Origin of the sequence: Microbacterium canaveralium, assembly GCF_047238045.1 — a bacterium.
Taxonomy (GTDB): domain Bacteria; phylum Actinomycetota; class Actinomycetes; order Actinomycetales; family Microbacteriaceae; genus Microbacterium.
In genome coordinates, this window is record NZ_JBDFMA010000003.1 from 2,358,045 (window position 1) to 2,371,871 (window position 13,827).

Sequence of the window (13,827 nt, forward strand, 5' to 3'; positions counted from 1 at the left end):
CGACCGTGAGGGGATACGCTGGCATGCGGCGTAGCCGCACGTGCGGGCCACCGCCCCACATCATGAAGACCTTCTCCTCGCTCTCCGCCCTCCGGCTCGATGCACCGGTGCTCATCGTCGGCGACGGCCGGATGGGCCGCGCACTCGCCGAGGCCCTCGCCGACGCCGGCGTGCCCGTGGTCGGCCCCGCCGGCCGCGGCGAGCACGGCGCGGATGCCGGGATCGTCCTTCTCGCGGTTCCGGATGCCGCGATCGTCGACGCCGCGCGGGCCATCGCCCCGGGCCGACTCGTCGGGCACCTCTCGGGTGCACTCGACCTTTCGGTGCTCGCGCCGCATGAGGCTTTCGGCATCCATCCCCTGATGACCGTGACGGGCGCCGGAGCGTCCTTCTCGGGGGTGACCGCGGCGCTGGCCGGCACGACCCCGCGCGCGCACGCGGTCGCCGAAGCCCTCGCCGACGTGCTCGGGATGACCGGGGTCACGGTGCGCGACGACGATCGGGCGGCGTACCACGCGGCCGCGTCGATCGCCGCGAACTTCCTCGTCACGCTCGAGGGGATGGCGGAAGACCTCGCCGCCACCGCCGGCGTCGACCGCGACGCGCTCGTCCCGCTCGTGCGCGCCGCCGTAGAGAACTGGGCCGAGCGCGGGGCGGAATCCGCCCTCACTGGACCCGTCTCGCGCGGCGACACGGCGACCGTCGCGCGGCAGCGCGCGGCCATCGCCGAGCGGCTGCCCGATCGCCTCGCACTCTTCGACGCCCTCGTGAACGCGACGCACGACCTGGCCGCGACGCAGCACGCCGGAAGGACGGCGGCCTCGTGAGCCCCCGGATCGTGCGGACCGTCGCCGAGCTCCGCGACGTCCTCGCGCCGCGCCGGGGCGATGGCGTCGGGTTCGTGCCGACGATGGGCGCTCTGCACGAGGGCCACCTCTCGCTGCTGCGTGCCGCCCGGGAGGACAACGGCACGGTCGTGCTGTCGATCTTCGTCAACCCGACGCAGTTCGGCGAGGCCGCCGACCTGGACGCCTACCCGCGTACCGAGTCCGCTGACGTCGCCCTCGCGGCCGAAACGGGCGTCGACGTTGTCTTCGCTCCGTCGGTGTCCGAGATGTACCCCGCCGGTTTCGCCACGACGGTGTCGGTCGGCGGCGCCATCACCGGCACGCTCGAGGGCGCGGAGCGCGGGCGGGCGCACTTCGACGGCGTCGCCACCGTCGTCGCGAAACTGCTCCTGGCCGTCCAGCCGGATCGCGCGTACTTCGGCGCGAAGGACGCCCAGCAGGTCGTCGTCGTCCGCCGGATGGTCGCCGATCTCGGCATCCCGGTCGAGATCGTCACGCGTCCCACGTCCCGCGACGCGGACGGCCTCGCGCGGTCCAGTCGCAACACGCGCCTCTCCCCCGCCGACCGTGCGCTCGCGGCCGCGATCCCGTGCGGGCTGCGGGCAGCCCAGGATGCCTTCGCCCGTGGCATCCGGGATCCTCAGCTCCTCACCCACGCCGTGCGTGGCGAGCTGACCGCGGTAGACCTCGACCCCGAGTACGTCGAGATCGTGGATGCCGACAGCCTCCAGCCGATCGCGGAGATCGAGCGCCCCGCGCTGCTCGCCCTCGCCGTGCGCGTCGGAGACGTGCGGTTGATTGACAACGTGGTGCTGGCGCCCGGCGTCGACGATCGCATCGTCCTGAACCCGGCCGAGAGGAGCCACGCATGACGGGTCCGAAGGTCACGCTGCGGCGGCTCCGCGAGCTCGCCGACGCCGGAACGCCGATCGTCATGGTCACCGCCTACGACTTCGTGTCGGGGCGCGTCGCCGAACGCGCGGGCGTCGACATGGTGCTGGTCGGTGACTCCGGCGCCCAGGTGGTGCTCGGCCTCCCCGACACGACCTCGGTGACGCTCGACGAGATGCTCATGCTCGCCAAGGCCGTCCGCCGGGCGGTGCACACCCCTCTCGTCGTGTGCGACCTCCCGTTCGGCACCACCGAGCTCAGCGACGAGCAGGCGGTGGCGACCTCCGTGCGCTTCGTGCACGAAGCCGGCGCCGACGCCGTCAAGCTCGAGGGCGCGAATCCCGCCCGGCTCTCGCGACTGCGGGCGATCGTGGATGCCGGCATCCCCGTCGTGGGACACGTCGGCCTCACGCCGCAGACGGCCACGGCCCTCGGCGGTCTCCGCGCACAGGGCCGCACGGCCGACGACGCGATCCGGGTGGCGCGCGACGCGATGGCCGTTCAGGATGCCGGAGCGTTCGCGGTCGTGATCGAAGCCGTTCCGGCCGATGTCGTCGAGGAGATCCGGCGAGCGCTTCGCATCCCGGTCATCGGCATCGGAGCGGGCACCGCGGACGGTCAGGTGCTCGTGCAGCACGACCTGCTCGGGATCACCGAGGGTCGGGCTCCCGTGTTCGTCAAGCGCTACGGCGCCGTCGGCGACGCGATGGTCGAGGGCGTCGAGGCCTATGCGCGGGAGGTGCGCGAGGGCGCGTTCCCCGGCGCGGAGCACGTGTACCCGGCGTCCGCCGAGGTCGCGGCTGCGGTGCGTGCGTTCGTCGAGGGGCGGAGCCGCTAGCTCAGCTTCCGCTCTTCGCCCAACCGTCCGGCGCCGCGATGTTGAACATCCAGGCGACGCCCCACGGGTCGACGAGTTCGCCGTAGAAATCGCCCCAGACCTGCTTCTCCAGCGACTGGACGACCTCGGCACCACGCTCCACGAAGCTGTCGTAGAACCCCGAGACGCGATCGATCTCGTCGCTCATGAACGCGGCGTGCACGCGATTCTTCCCCCACCCCTCGGTGGGTTCTCCGAAGGCATCCGCCCCCATGACCGTGAATCCCTCGGCGCGGAGCTCGGAGTGCATCACCCCGTCCGCGGGAGCATCGGGGATCCCGAAGTCGGCGAATGTCGCGATCACCAGCTCACCGCCGAAAACGGACTGGTAGAAGGTCATCGCCTCACGGGCGTGGCCGGCGAACGAGATGTAGACGACGAGCGCGGTGGACATGGCGGCATCCTTCCGGGAGTGCGACGGTTCACGCTCACCGTAGACCGCGGCACTCGCGCGGAGAAGAAGAGGAATCCACGGAGCAGAGGAATCCCATAGCAACGGTGAGGATGCCACGAGTCCGGGCCGGGCATGCTGACGGCGTCCCCGACCCACCGGCATTCAGGAGCCCGACATGAACCGCATCCCCGAACCCGACCAGACGCCCCTCGGTCCCGCCTACGAAGGCCGCCTGCTCGACCGACCCGGCGACGAAGTCGTCGACCAAGGAGCGGGGTTCGACCTTCGGACCATGGTGGGCCGACGCGGGCTCCTCGGGCTGGTGGGCCTGGGAGCGGGTGCGACGATCCTCGCCGCGTGCACGCCGCAGAGCGACGCGGCCGTTCTCGCCACCCCCTCCCCCACGACCACCCCGACCTCGACACCGACCCCGTCGGCAACCGCGTCGGCCGCGGCGTTCGCGACGGACGAGATCCCCCAGGAGACGAACGGTCCCTACCCCGCCGACGGAACCAACGGTGTCAACGTGCTCGAACGATCGGGCATGCTCCGCAGCGACATCCGCTCGAGCCTCGACGGCGGCGCCACCGCCGATGGCATCCCGCTCACCTTCACCTTCACGCTGAGCGATCTCGCCAACGGCAACACCGCGTACGCCGGCGCCGCCGTCTACGTCTGGCACTGCGACGCCCAGGGCCAGTACTCGATGTACTCGGAGGCGATCGTGAACGAGACGTACCTCCGTGGCATCCAGGTGGCCGACGCACAGGGGCGCGTGACGTTCACGACGGTCGTTCCCGGCTGCTACAGCGGTCGGTGGACGCACATCCACTTCGAGGTGTACCCGGATGCCGCGTCGGCCACGACCGTGACGAACCAGATCGCGACATCGCAGGTGGCGTTCCCGAGGGACATGCTCGACGCTGTCTACCGGGACTCCGCGTACACGGGGTCGGCCGAGAACCTTGCCGACCTCGGCAGCATCGACAACGACAACGTGTTCTCCGACGGCTACGCGCTGGAGATGGCGAGCTTCGCGGGAGATGCGGCCAACGGCTACGTCGGGACCCTCGCGGTGGCGGTGGATGCCACGACCGCCTCGGCCGTGTCGTCGCCCGGTGGGCCGCGGTCCTGACGGAGCCGCTAGCTCACCGTCCCCCGGCCATCGGGGCCCCTCCCCGCCGGCAGACGCACCTCGAACGTCGTCGCGCCCGGGCGGCTGTCGACGGTGATCGTCCCGGCGTGGGCGAGGACGATGGCCTGCGCGATCGAAAGCCCCAGGCCGGTGCTGCCCGCGTCGCGGTTGCGCGACTCGTCGCCGCGCGCGAAGCGTTCGAACAGGCGGTCGGCGACCAGCCCATCGATTCCCGGACCGGTGTCCGAGACGCGGAGGACGGCCTCTTCTCCGTCGGGGAACACCGAGGTCGTGACCACGGTCCCCGGCGGAGTGTGGGTATGGGCGTTTCGCAGCAGATTGGCGATGACCTGGCGGAGGCGGTCCTCGTCGCCGGGGACGGTGAGCGGCGCATCCGCGGCGATCTCCAGGCGCCACTCCCGATCGCGGTCGACGGCCTGGGCGTCGCTCACGGCATCCACCGCGAGCAGCGGCAGCTCCACGTCGTCGTCGCGCAACCGCTGGCCCGCATCGAGGCGGGCGAGGAGGAGCAGGTCCTCGACGAGCGTCCCCATCCGCCGGGCCTCGGACTCGATGCGCTCCAGCGAGCGACGCTGGGAAGCCGTCATCGGTTCGGTGCCCGCGAGCGACAGTTGCGCGTAGCCGCGGACGCTCGCGAGGGGCGTGCGGAGCTCATGACTGGCATCCGCGATGAACCGGCGGAGCTCGCTCTCGCTGTGCTCGCGCGCGGCCAGGGCCGACTGCACGCGCCCGAGGAGGTCGTTCAACGATGCGCCCACGCGACCGATCTCCGTGCCGGAATCGGTGTCGGCGGCATCCACGCGATCGGGGATGTCGACGTCTCCCCGTTCGAGAGAACGCTCGGACACGCGTTGGGCAACGGCGGCGACGCGATCGAGCGGGCGGAGGCTCCGGCGGACGAACCACGACAGACCCGCGACGGCGGACACGAGGGTGAGGGCACCGACCGCGACCAGGATCGCGGTCAGTGCCCGGGTGGTCGCGTCGGCATCGGCGAGCGACAGCCCGGAGATGACAGTGCTACCGTCGGACGTCGCGCGAGCGACTGCCCGGAAGGACCCGAGGTCGCCGCCGAGATCGACGGTCGTCGGTGGGTCACCGGGGCGCACGGCCGACATCAGCGCCGCGATCTGCGCGTCGGTGAGCGCGACCTCGGAGCCGTCCGCACCCACGTACCCGGAGAAGCGCGGCTCGCCCCCGCTGTCGACGACGGCCTGCAGCGACCCTGACCGGGGAGCCGGCCGCCCGCTCGGCGCGACAGCGCTCGGAGTCGGCGCGGCTCCGGATCCGGACCTCCCGGGCACGAAGTCCCCGGGCGTCCCGCCGTCACGTTGCGCGGCGAACTGCAGCGTGGCGGAGACCTGCTCGTCCAGCCGGTCGTACACGAAGGCGCGGAGCGCCGTGAGCGTCGCGAGACACATCACCACGATCGCGAGAGCCACCAGCGCGCTCGCCCCCACGACGAGCACGCGCTGCAGAGTGGGCGGCCGGCGACTCACGACGCCTTGATCGTGTAGCCGACCCCGCGCACGGTGTGGATGAAAGGTTCCCGGCCCGCGTCGATCTTGCGGCGGAGATACGAGATGTAGATCTCGACGACGCCGCTGTCGCCGCCGAAGTCGTATCCCCACACGGCATCCAGGATCTGCGCCTTGCTGACGACCCGGCGCGTGTTCTGCATCAGATACCGCAGCAGCTCGAACTCTTTCGCGGTGAGTTTGACCGGGATGCCTCCCCGCTCGACCTCGTACGCGTCCTCGTCGAGCGCGAGGTCACCGACGCGAAGAAGGGTGTCTGCGGCCGCCGCGGCGGCGACGTGACGTCGAGCCATGCCCCGCAGACGCAGGATCACCTCCTCGAGGTTGAACGGCTTGGTGACGTAGTCGTCTCCGCCGGCGGCGATGCCGGCGATGCGATCCTCGACGGCATCCTTGGCGGTCAAGAAGAGCACGGGGACGTCATTGCCCGCGGCCCGCAGGCGCGTCAGCAGCTCGACACCGTCGAGCCCGGGCATCATCACGTCGAGGACGAGCAGGTCGGGGTCGAAATCACGGATGACGTCCATCGCGTCGCGTGCGTTCGTGACCGCGCGCGCATCCCACCCCTCGGCTCCCATCGCCATCCGCAGCAGCTCGCCGAGGTTCACCTCGTCATCCACCACCACGGCGCGCACGGGAGAGCCGTCGGGGCGGGTCAACGGGAGTCTCGGGGCAGACATGTGCCTCAGCATGCCGTGTCCCGGCCCCGCATGCCACGCGTTCGAGGGCGATCGAACCACCCGCATATGCGCTACATAGCAACGCTGAGGGATCGATGAGGGCGCCGTCCCTACTTTCAGGGCCACGGCCGCACTCCGCGCCGAGAAGGAGAACCATGTACTGGACGTACCTGCGGCGCGAACTCGCGGGCCGCACCAAGCAGACCGTGATCGTCGCCGTCGGACTCGCCGTGGCGATCGCCCTCGTGATCGTCGTCAACGCCCTCTCCGCGGGGGTGCGAGACGCTCAGACCCAGGCACTGGCATCCGTGTACGGGGTGGGGACCGACCTCACCGTGACCGGTGCCCAGACCGAGCCGACCGAGGGGCAGCGAGGACCTCGTTTCGACTTCGGGGAAGGCGACGGATCCTCGCAGGACGGAACCACCTCGCTGAGTCAGTCGCGGTTGATCACCGACTTCCTGAGGGCGAACCTCGATGCCTCGACGGTGACGACGGTCGCCGAGATCGACGGCGTCGCCGCAGCCACCGGAGCGCTGTCCCTGACCAACACCACGTTCTCGGGGCAGATCCCCGACCGCAGTGCCCCATCCGGACCCGAGAGCGGCGAACAGAACGGACCACCCGCGGGTGGCGAAGGCGGGAGCGCTTTCGACATCCAGTCGTTCAGCGTGCTCGGCGTCGACCCTGCCGCGACCGTCGGCCCCCTGTCCTCGGTCACCGTCTCCGACGGCCGCGCCCTCGCCGCCTCCGACGCCGGCGCGAACGTCGCGGTGGTGGACGCGACCTACGCCGCGAGCAACAGCCTCACCGTCGGCGGCACCATCGACGTCGGCGGCACCGCCATGCAGATCGTCGGTATCGTCGCCTCGGCATCGGCCGACGCCGACACCGCCGCGAACGTCTATCTGCCCCTCGATGTTGCCCAGTCGCTCTCCGGTGCCGGCGACGTCGTCTCGACCGTGTACGTCCAAGCCGCATCGGCGGATGCCATCGGCACCGTGCAGAGCGAGGTGCAGGCAGCTCTCCCCGACGCGACCGTGAGCTCGCAGTCGCAGCTCGCCTCGACCGTCTCCGGATCCCTCTCGAGCGCCTCATCCCTCATCACGAACCTCGGTACCTGGCTGTCCATCGTGGTGCTCGTCGTCGCCGTCGCCCTGGCGGTGCTGTTCACCCTCTCCGGTGTCGCGCGCCGCACCCGAGAGTTCGGCACCCTCAAAGCCATCGGCTGGTCCAACGGCCGGGTCGTCCGGCAGGTCGCCGGGGAGTCGCTCGTGCAAGGACTCATCGGGGGCGCCGCGGGCCTGATCCTCGGCCTCGGCGGCATCCTTCTGGTGAACGTGATCTCCCCCACGATCTCGGTCACCGCCTCCGCCAGCGGCGAGAACGGCCCGGGCGCCGGGCGCGGTCCGGGCAGTGGTGGCTTCGGCGGCGGCGGTTTCGGACAGGCGGCGGCCCAGGCCACCGACATCGTCCTGCACGCCCCCGTCACGCCCGTGATCGTCATCGCGGCAGTCGGCATCGCCGTCCTCGGCGGAGTGCTCGCGGGGGCGTTCGGTGGCTGGCGCGCCGCGCGCCTCAGCCCCGCCGCCGCCCTCCGCTCCGTCGCCTGACGGACACCCTCACCCAAGGAGAAGACATCGTGACCATGACAACCGCATCCTCCAGCGACGCCACCGCGGCGAAGGCGATGGCCTACCGCCTCGAAGGCGTCACGCGCACGTACCGGCAGCGAGAACGCGCCGTGACGGCGCTGGCCGGGATCGATCTCGAGATCACGGCCGGGGACTTCGTCACCATCCAGGGTCCCACCGGCGGCGGCAAGTCGACCCTGCTGCAGATCCTCGGGGCACTGGACCGCCCGACGTCGGGGGCCGTGCGACTCGGCGATCTCGACATCGCCCAGGCCTCGAACGACCAGCTCGGCCGAGTGCGCGCCGCCGAGATCGGATTCGTGTTCCAGGGGTTCAATCTCATCCCGACCCTCACCGCCGCCGAGAACGTCGACATGGGACTGGAGCCGCTCGGCCTCGACCGGCAGGAGCGCCGACGGCGGGTCGCGGAAGCTCTCGAGCGCGTCGGGCTCGCCGACCGGCACGACCATCGGCCCGGAGAGCTCTCGGGCGGTCAGCAGCAGCGCGTCGCGATCGCCCGCGCCGTGGCCAAGCAGCCGCGAGTCCTGCTGGCCGACGAGCCGACGGGCAACCTCGACGAACACATGCGCGACGAGATCCTGGACGTGCTCGAAACGCTCAACACCGAGGGGCTGACTCTCGTCGTCGTCACGCACGACTCGGCCGTGGCCCGCCGCGCGCGGCGACGGCTGCGCCTGGCGAAGGGCACGATCACCGACATCACGCACCGGTGAGACGCGCTGCTGCCGATGCTGTCAACGCATCGGCAGCAGCGCGACTACGAGGCACGCGATCCCGGCGACCGCGAGAACACCGGCGTACAGCCAGCGATGATCGGTGCGCGCCAGCCGACCGTAGAACCCCTCCACGCGGGATGCCGCCGAGGGGAAGAGCGACCACGCACCGGCCAGCCCCGCGAACGGAGCGGCGAGCGCCACGAGGAACACCGCGAACGCCGCGAGTCGCAGGACCGGGTCTCCCGTGACTCCCTCGGTCACCCGCCCGGTCATGTACATGATGGGCAGGGTCGTGAACCCGACGACCGAACAGCCGAGGCCGAGGAGGAAGTAACTCCACGTGCGCGTCCGGGGAGCGGCGGTCGCGGCTCGGGGACGGCGGATCGGCTCGCGCAGCTTCCATCCGGCGACTCCGACGGCGGCGGTCAGGAAGAGCGCCCCCGCCACGGCATCCACTCGGGCGTCTCGCAGGGCGTCCGTCGTGCGCTCCTCGGCCGCGGTGACCAGAGCGGTCGGATCGAAGCTCTGCAACAGCGCGTACAGGAGCGTCGCCCCGACGGCGAGGCCGCCGATCATCCAGCCGATTCGCCTCGCGACCCGGGTGTTCTGCGCCAGCACGTCGGCGGTCGCGGCATAGAGCGCGGGATTGAGGCCAAGACTGAGCCCCAGGCCCACGAGCGTCGAGAGCGCGGCGAGCCAGCGGACGACGTCGGTCACAGCGGGCTCCCCTCGCGCGAGCGGGCGGATGCCACCGGGCGAATGTGTCACAGCGTAGCGGCGGGCCGTTCTACTCCCGGTGTGCCGCGGGGTCCGCCCGGCGGATTCGGCCCGAGACGACGCGCGGTGGCGCGTCGACGTCGCGGATCCGTCACCGCGCGGCATCCGTTCCCGCCCCCGCTCCGAATAGACCCATGACGGCGGCGCTTTGCGTGTCGTCGACACGGAGAGGGATGCCATGACCACCGACACCGCCACCCGCACCGACGAGCCGACCACGGTCCGTCGTCCTCGAGGCTGGTTCTGGGCCGCGCTGGCCGGGCTCATCTCCGCCGCCGCGCTGCTCGCCGTCGCCGAACTGTTCGCGGTGCTGGTCGCGCGTTCGGCGAGCCCCGTCCTGGCCGTCGGATCGGTCATCGTCGACATCGTGCCGCGCCCCCTCAAGGAGTTCGCGATCACCGTCTTCGGCGAGTCCGACAAGATCGCCCTCCTCGCCGGTGTCGGCCTGGGGGCCGCTGTCGCCGCCGCCGTCGCGGGTGTGCTGGAGTACCGATTCCGTCCGGTCGGCGCGATCCTGCTCGGCGTGGGCGGTGTCCTGGCCACGGTCGCGATCGTCACGCGTGCGGGAGCCACCGGTCTCGCCTGGCTTCCGCCTGTCCTCGGAACCATCGCGGGCGTCGCGCTGCTGCTGATCCTCAGCCGTCGTCTGCGTCGCTGGTCGACCGCGGCGGCCGCCGGCGATGCGCAGGCGGCGGGCGTCAGCCGACGGGGCTTCTTCCTTCTCTCGGGCTTCAGCGCGGCGACGGCCATCGTCGTCGGTGTCGGCGCCCGTGTGGTGAACGCGGCCACGGCGTCGGTAGCGGCCGCTCGCGACGCTCTCCGCCTCCCGGCCGTGCGCAGCACGGTCACCGTCCCCGAGGGCGCGTCTCTCGACGTCCCCGGGCTTTCGCCGTTGATCACGCCGAACGCCGACTTCTACCGTGTCGACACCGCCCTCACCGTGCCGAATGTCGACCCGTCGACCTGGCGCCTGACCATCGACGGCATGGTCGACACGCCCGTCGAGCTGTCCTTCGACGACCTGGTCAACATGGGTCTGGACGAGTACGGCGTGACCCTCACGTGCGTCTCGAACGAGGTCGGCGGAGGGCTCGTCGGCAACGCGATCTGGCAGGGCGTGCCGATCCGCGACGTGCTCCGGCTCGCCTCCCCGCAGGGCGACGCCGACATGGTGCTCTCCGAGAGCGTCGACGGGTTCACGGCATCCACTCCCCTGTCGTCGCTGACCGATGACGGACTGGATGCCATCTTCGCGGTGGCCATGAACGGCGAACCGCTTCCGTTCGAGCACGGCTTCCCGGTGCGCATGGTCGTTCCCGGTCTGTACGGCTACGTCTCGGCGACGAAGTGGGTGACGAAGCTCACGGTCACCCGGTTCGACCAGATGGAGGCGTACTGGACACCCCGCGGGTACTCCGCCGAGGCCCCCATCAAGATGTCGTCGCGCGTGGACACGCCCAAGATCGGCTCGCCCGTCCCGGCAGGCAAGGTCCCGATCGCGGGAATGGCCTGGGCGCAACCGATCGGCGTGAAGACCGTCGAGGTGAGCATCGACAACGGCGAATGGCAGCAGGCGACGCTGTCGACGCCGATCAACGACCAGTCCTGGGTCCAGTGGATGCTCGAGTGGGACGCCCAGCCCGGCACGCACTACATCTCGGTCCGCGCGACCGACAAGCAGGGCAACGTGCAGATCCAGGAGCCGGCGGCGATCGCGCCGAACGGCTCCAGCGGATGGCAGCGCACGCTGGTCACGGTGAGCTGACATTGCGCGTAACGGCCATGGCACGGTTCGTGTCAAGCGGTGGTCTTGCGCGCGTGGCCCCGGCATGATCGGCTCATGCCTTCAGCAAGCATTCTCCCGGTCATCGGCGTGCGCCCGTGAGCGTCGCCGAGCACGACGGGTCTTACCGTGGCCCTCACCATCCCTCTCCCGTGGACGGTCGACCCATCGCTAGCCTGAGGCGGGCGTTACCCGCCGACTGGGACGGGCAGGTCGACCAGTTCGCGATCGTCAAGCTCGACGGCGGCGGTGTCGTACGCGGGTGGAACCTCGGCGCCCAACTCATCAAGGGGTACGCCGAGAACGAGATCATCGGTGAGCACTTCTCGCGGTTCTACCGGGATGACGATCGCGGTCGCGGCCTCCCCGACCGTCTGCTCGCAGCCGCGCAACGCGACGGACACGTCGAGGACACCGGGTGGCGCGTTCGCAAGGACGGCAGGGAGTTCTGGGCGAGCGTGACCATCTCGGCGATCCGCAACGAGTCCGGCCAGGTGCTCGGGTTTGTCAAGATCGTGCGCGACCTGACCAGCGAGAAGCGGAGTGCGGACGAGAAGGCGACCCTCCAGCGCACCTTCGCCCATGATCTGCTCTCGCCCGTCACCGCGCTGCGCGGCTACCTCGATCTCCTGGCCGATGAACTCCCTGCCGATCACCGGCTCCTCCAACTCGCCGGCGAGGCCAGCGACCACCTCGTCGCGATGGCGCAAGCCCTGATGGCCGACGCGAACTCCCGCCCCGAGGGTGGGCGCAGCCGGGCGACGATGGACCTCGTCACCCGCGGTGCGATCGCGCTGGTCCTGCCCGGTGACGCGGCGGATCGAGTCGCCCTCGGCCAGATGGATGCCGTTCCCGTGGTGGGCGACGTCCTGAGCCTCCGCCGCGCGGTGGCCAACGTGCTCGAGAACGCGGCGAAGTACTCCGACGACGTCATCGACGTGGAGGTCTACGAGACCGACGAGGGAGCGACCGTGCGCGTGCGCGACCGGGGGCGAGGCATCCACCCCGACGATCTCCGGTCGGTACTCGACGAAGGCGAACGAGGACGTCTCGCCGACCCGCATGACGGCGGCAGCGGAATCGGCCTGGCGAGCGTCCGACAGATCGCGCAGGAGCACGGGGGCACCGTACGGATCTCCAGCGAGCTCGGGGTGGGAACGAGCGTGACCCTCACGATCCCCCGCGCCGAGGCAGAGATCACTCCGAACGAGTGAGGCGCGCCCCCGCCGACTCGATCTCGGACAACGCCGCGGCGCTGGAATCGGGGTGCACGCCCGCGATCAGGTCGGTGAGCACCCGCACGGTGCGTCCGGCCGCGAGCGCATCGAGCGCCGAGGCCCGCACGCAGTAGTCGGTCGCGATGCCGACGACGTCGATGTCGCCGATGGCGTACTGGTTCAGGATGTCGTCGGCGGTCAGACCGTCGTCCGTCACTCCCTCGAACAGGGAGTAGGCGGGCTTTCCCTGCCCCTTCTTCAGGTGGTGGGTGACCCGGCGCGTGTCGAACACCTCGTCGTAGTCAGCGCCGTAGGTTCCTCCGACGCAGTGCACAGGCCACGTGTCGACGAAGTCCGGCTCCGCCGCGAAATGACCGCCGTTGTCGTCATCGCCGTGGTGCCAGTCCCTCGAGGCGACGACGATCGCATAGTCGTCGGCGCGGGCGTCGAGATACCGCGAGATGCGTTCGGCGACCTCGTCGCCCCCGACCACCCCGAGGGCTCCGCGTTCGGTGAAATCGTTCTGGACGTCGACGATGAACAGTGCCCGGCTCATGCGTCGAGCCTACGCTCGGCAGCGAGGGCCGGGTCGGTCACCCGCGCGCGAAAAGAAGCACGACCGAAAGGGCGAAGGCCAACGCGCCGAGGCTGAGGACTCCGATGGCGAGCAGTCCGACGAAGCGGACCAGGGGCGACGATGGCGTCAGCCGCATGCGGTGTCGCGAGCCGCGACGCGCGTAGACGTCGGCCATGTCGGCGGCACCGATCCGCGCATCGTCGTGGGGCGAGAGCGGTGCCTCGTTGACTCCCCCGTGCTCATCGAACCAGCGAACCACGCGGTGGTCATCGACATCCTCGACCACGGCACGCACGGGCACCCAGGTCCCGTCGGCGACGTAGAGGATCAGAGCGGCGATGGCCAAGAGGATGCCGGCTCCGAGGCCCACCCAGGTGAACAGCTCGATCACGATATCGACGACGTTCGACACGGGGGCTCCTGCGGGCGGGGCGACGATCTCCGCGCGTGGCGCGACGGGTGAGGCTTCAGCCTATCGGCCGGGGCGACACCCTCCCGACGTGGTCCGCCCGTTGCCAGGTAGGCGTAAGCGAACGACAAAAGGCCCCCGGTCCGCCTGTTTCCAGGTGATCCGGGGGCCTTCGTCGTTTGGAGCCGCCTAAGGGAATCGAACCCTTGACCTATTCATTACGAGTGAATCGCTCTGCCGTCTGAGCTAAGGCGGCGTGCGGGCGCTGACGCGTGCACGATCATCGATCTTACATGGTCACCGGTCCGC

Annotated in this window: 14 protein-coding genes and 1 tRNA gene; 8 read left to right on the forward strand and 7 right to left on the reverse strand. The window is 70.6% G+C overall.

What is annotated here, in order from left to right; translation table 11 throughout:
* Positions 1–62: 62 nt before the first annotated feature.
* From ABC271_RS12220 to panB, 3 genes are read left to right on the forward strand one after another with little or no spacing between them, the layout of a single operon-like run.
* Positions 63–827, forward strand: coding sequence for a DUF2520 domain-containing protein (locus ABC271_RS12220; protein ID WP_412925120.1), 765 nt, complete (start codon positions 63–65; stop codon positions 825–827).
* On the forward strand, positions 824–1,720 hold the full coding sequence (gene panC / locus ABC271_RS12225; RefSeq protein WP_412925121.1) for a pantoate--beta-alanine ligase: 897 nt from the start codon (positions 824–826) through the stop codon (positions 1,718–1,720). The genes ABC271_RS12220 and panC overlap by 4 nt, the downstream gene beginning before the upstream one ends.
* On the forward strand, positions 1,717–2,577 hold the full coding sequence (gene panB, locus ABC271_RS12230; protein WP_412925122.1) for a 3-methyl-2-oxobutanoate hydroxymethyltransferase: 861 nt from the start codon (positions 1,717–1,719) through the stop codon (positions 2,575–2,577). The genes panC and panB overlap by 4 nt, the downstream gene beginning before the upstream one ends.
* A gap of 1 nt (position 2,578) precedes the next feature.
* Here the strand turns inward: panB and ABC271_RS12235 are convergent, their stop codons facing one another.
* The gene (locus ABC271_RS12235) at positions 2,579–3,010 is read right to left on the reverse strand and encodes a VOC family protein (RefSeq protein WP_412925123.1); all 432 of its coding nucleotides are present in this window, start codon (positions 3,008–3,010) and stop codon (positions 2,579–2,581) included.
* 175 nt (positions 3,011–3,185) lie between these two features.
* Between ABC271_RS12235 and ABC271_RS12240 the strand changes: the two genes are divergently transcribed.
* On the forward strand, positions 3,186–4,145 hold the full coding sequence (locus ABC271_RS12240) for a dioxygenase family protein (RefSeq protein ID WP_412925124.1): 960 nt from the start codon (positions 3,186–3,188) through the stop codon (positions 4,143–4,145).
* Between the two features lie 8 nt (positions 4,146–4,153).
* On the opposite strand, the gene ABC271_RS12245 is transcribed toward ABC271_RS12240, so the two are convergent.
* Complete coding sequence (locus tag ABC271_RS12245; RefSeq protein ID WP_412925125.1) at positions 4,154–5,665, reverse strand: sensor histidine kinase; 1,512 nt, start codon at positions 5,663–5,665, stop codon at positions 4,154–4,156.
* Positions 5,662–6,384, reverse strand: coding sequence for a response regulator transcription factor (locus tag ABC271_RS12250; protein WP_412925126.1), 723 nt, complete (start codon positions 6,382–6,384; stop codon positions 5,662–5,664). The genes ABC271_RS12245 and ABC271_RS12250 overlap by 4 nt, the downstream gene beginning before the upstream one ends.
* Positions 6,385–6,539: 155 nt before the next feature.
* On the opposite strand from ABC271_RS12250, the gene ABC271_RS12255 reads away from it, so the two are divergent.
* Both ABC271_RS12255 and ABC271_RS12260 read left to right on the forward strand, forming a co-directional pair.
* Positions 6,540–7,997: an ABC transporter permease gene (locus ABC271_RS12255; protein WP_412925127.1), complete on the forward strand. Its 1,458-nt coding sequence runs from the start codon at positions 6,540–6,542 to the stop codon at positions 7,995–7,997.
* A gap of 35 nt (positions 7,998–8,032) precedes the next feature.
* Positions 8,033–8,752, forward strand: a complete 720-nt coding sequence (locus ABC271_RS12260; RefSeq protein ID WP_412926157.1) for an ABC transporter ATP-binding protein — start codon at positions 8,033–8,035, stop codon at positions 8,750–8,752.
* A gap of 21 nt (positions 8,753–8,773) precedes the next feature.
* On the opposite strand, the gene ABC271_RS12265 is transcribed toward ABC271_RS12260, so the two are convergent.
* The gene (locus ABC271_RS12265) at positions 8,774–9,472 is read right to left on the reverse strand and encodes a hypothetical protein (protein ID WP_412925128.1); all 699 of its coding nucleotides are present in this window, start codon (positions 9,470–9,472) and stop codon (positions 8,774–8,776) included.
* Positions 9,473–9,710: 238 nt separating this feature from the next.
* Between ABC271_RS12265 and ABC271_RS12270 the strand changes: the two genes are divergently transcribed.
* A complete protein-coding gene (locus ABC271_RS12270; protein ID WP_412925129.1) occupies positions 9,711–11,297 on the forward strand; it encodes a molybdopterin-dependent oxidoreductase in 1,587 nt (528 codons plus the stop codon).
* A 170-nt stretch (positions 11,298–11,467) separates the two neighbouring features.
* Complete coding sequence (locus ABC271_RS12275) at positions 11,468–12,529, forward strand: PAS domain-containing sensor histidine kinase (protein WP_412925130.1); 1,062 nt, start codon at positions 11,468–11,470, stop codon at positions 12,527–12,529.
* Here the strand turns inward: ABC271_RS12275 and ABC271_RS12280 are convergent.
* From ABC271_RS12280 to ABC271_RS12290, 3 genes are all read right to left on the reverse strand, one after another.
* Positions 12,513–13,088: an isochorismatase family protein gene (locus ABC271_RS12280; protein WP_412925131.1), complete on the reverse strand. Its 576-nt coding sequence runs from the start codon at positions 13,086–13,088 to the stop codon at positions 12,513–12,515. The genes ABC271_RS12275 and ABC271_RS12280 overlap by 17 nt on opposite strands.
* A 37-nt stretch (positions 13,089–13,125) precedes the next feature.
* A complete protein-coding gene (locus ABC271_RS12285) occupies positions 13,126–13,521 on the reverse strand; it encodes a hypothetical protein (protein WP_412925132.1) in 396 nt (131 codons plus the stop codon).
* Positions 13,522–13,698: 177 nt separating this feature from the next.
* Positions 13,699–13,774: transfer RNA gene (locus ABC271_RS12290), tRNA-Thr, on the reverse strand.
* Between the last annotated feature and the right edge of the window lie 53 nt (positions 13,775–13,827).

Coding starts and splice junctions, on each gene's coding strand:
- ABC271_RS12220 (WP_412925120.1), top strand. CDS start 63: ATGAAGACCTTCTCCTCGCTCTCCGCCCTCCGGCTCGATGCACCGGTG.
- panB (WP_412925122.1), top strand. CDS start 1,717: ATGACGGGTCCGAAGGTCACGCTGCGGCGGCTCCGCGAGCTCGCCGAC.
- ABC271_RS12235 (WP_412925123.1), bottom strand. CDS start 3,010: ATGTCCACCGCGCTCGTCGTCTACATCTCGTTCGCCGGCCACGCCCGT.
- ABC271_RS12240 (WP_412925124.1), top strand. CDS start 3,186: ATGAACCGCATCCCCGAACCCGACCAGACGCCCCTCGGTCCCGCCTAC.
- ABC271_RS12250 (WP_412925126.1), bottom strand. CDS start 6,384: ATGTCTGCCCCGAGACTCCCGTTGACCCGCCCCGACGGCTCTCCCGTG.
- ABC271_RS12255 (WP_412925127.1), top strand. CDS start 6,540: ATGTACTGGACGTACCTGCGGCGCGAACTCGCGGGCCGCACCAAGCAG.
- ABC271_RS12260 (WP_412926157.1), top strand. CDS start 8,033: ATGACAACCGCATCCTCCAGCGACGCCACCGCGGCGAAGGCGATGGCC.
- ABC271_RS12270 (WP_412925129.1), top strand. CDS start 9,711: ATGACCACCGACACCGCCACCCGCACCGACGAGCCGACCACGGTCCGT.
- ABC271_RS12280 (WP_412925131.1), bottom strand. CDS start 13,088: ATGAGCCGGGCACTGTTCATCGTCGACGTCCAGAACGATTTCACCGAA.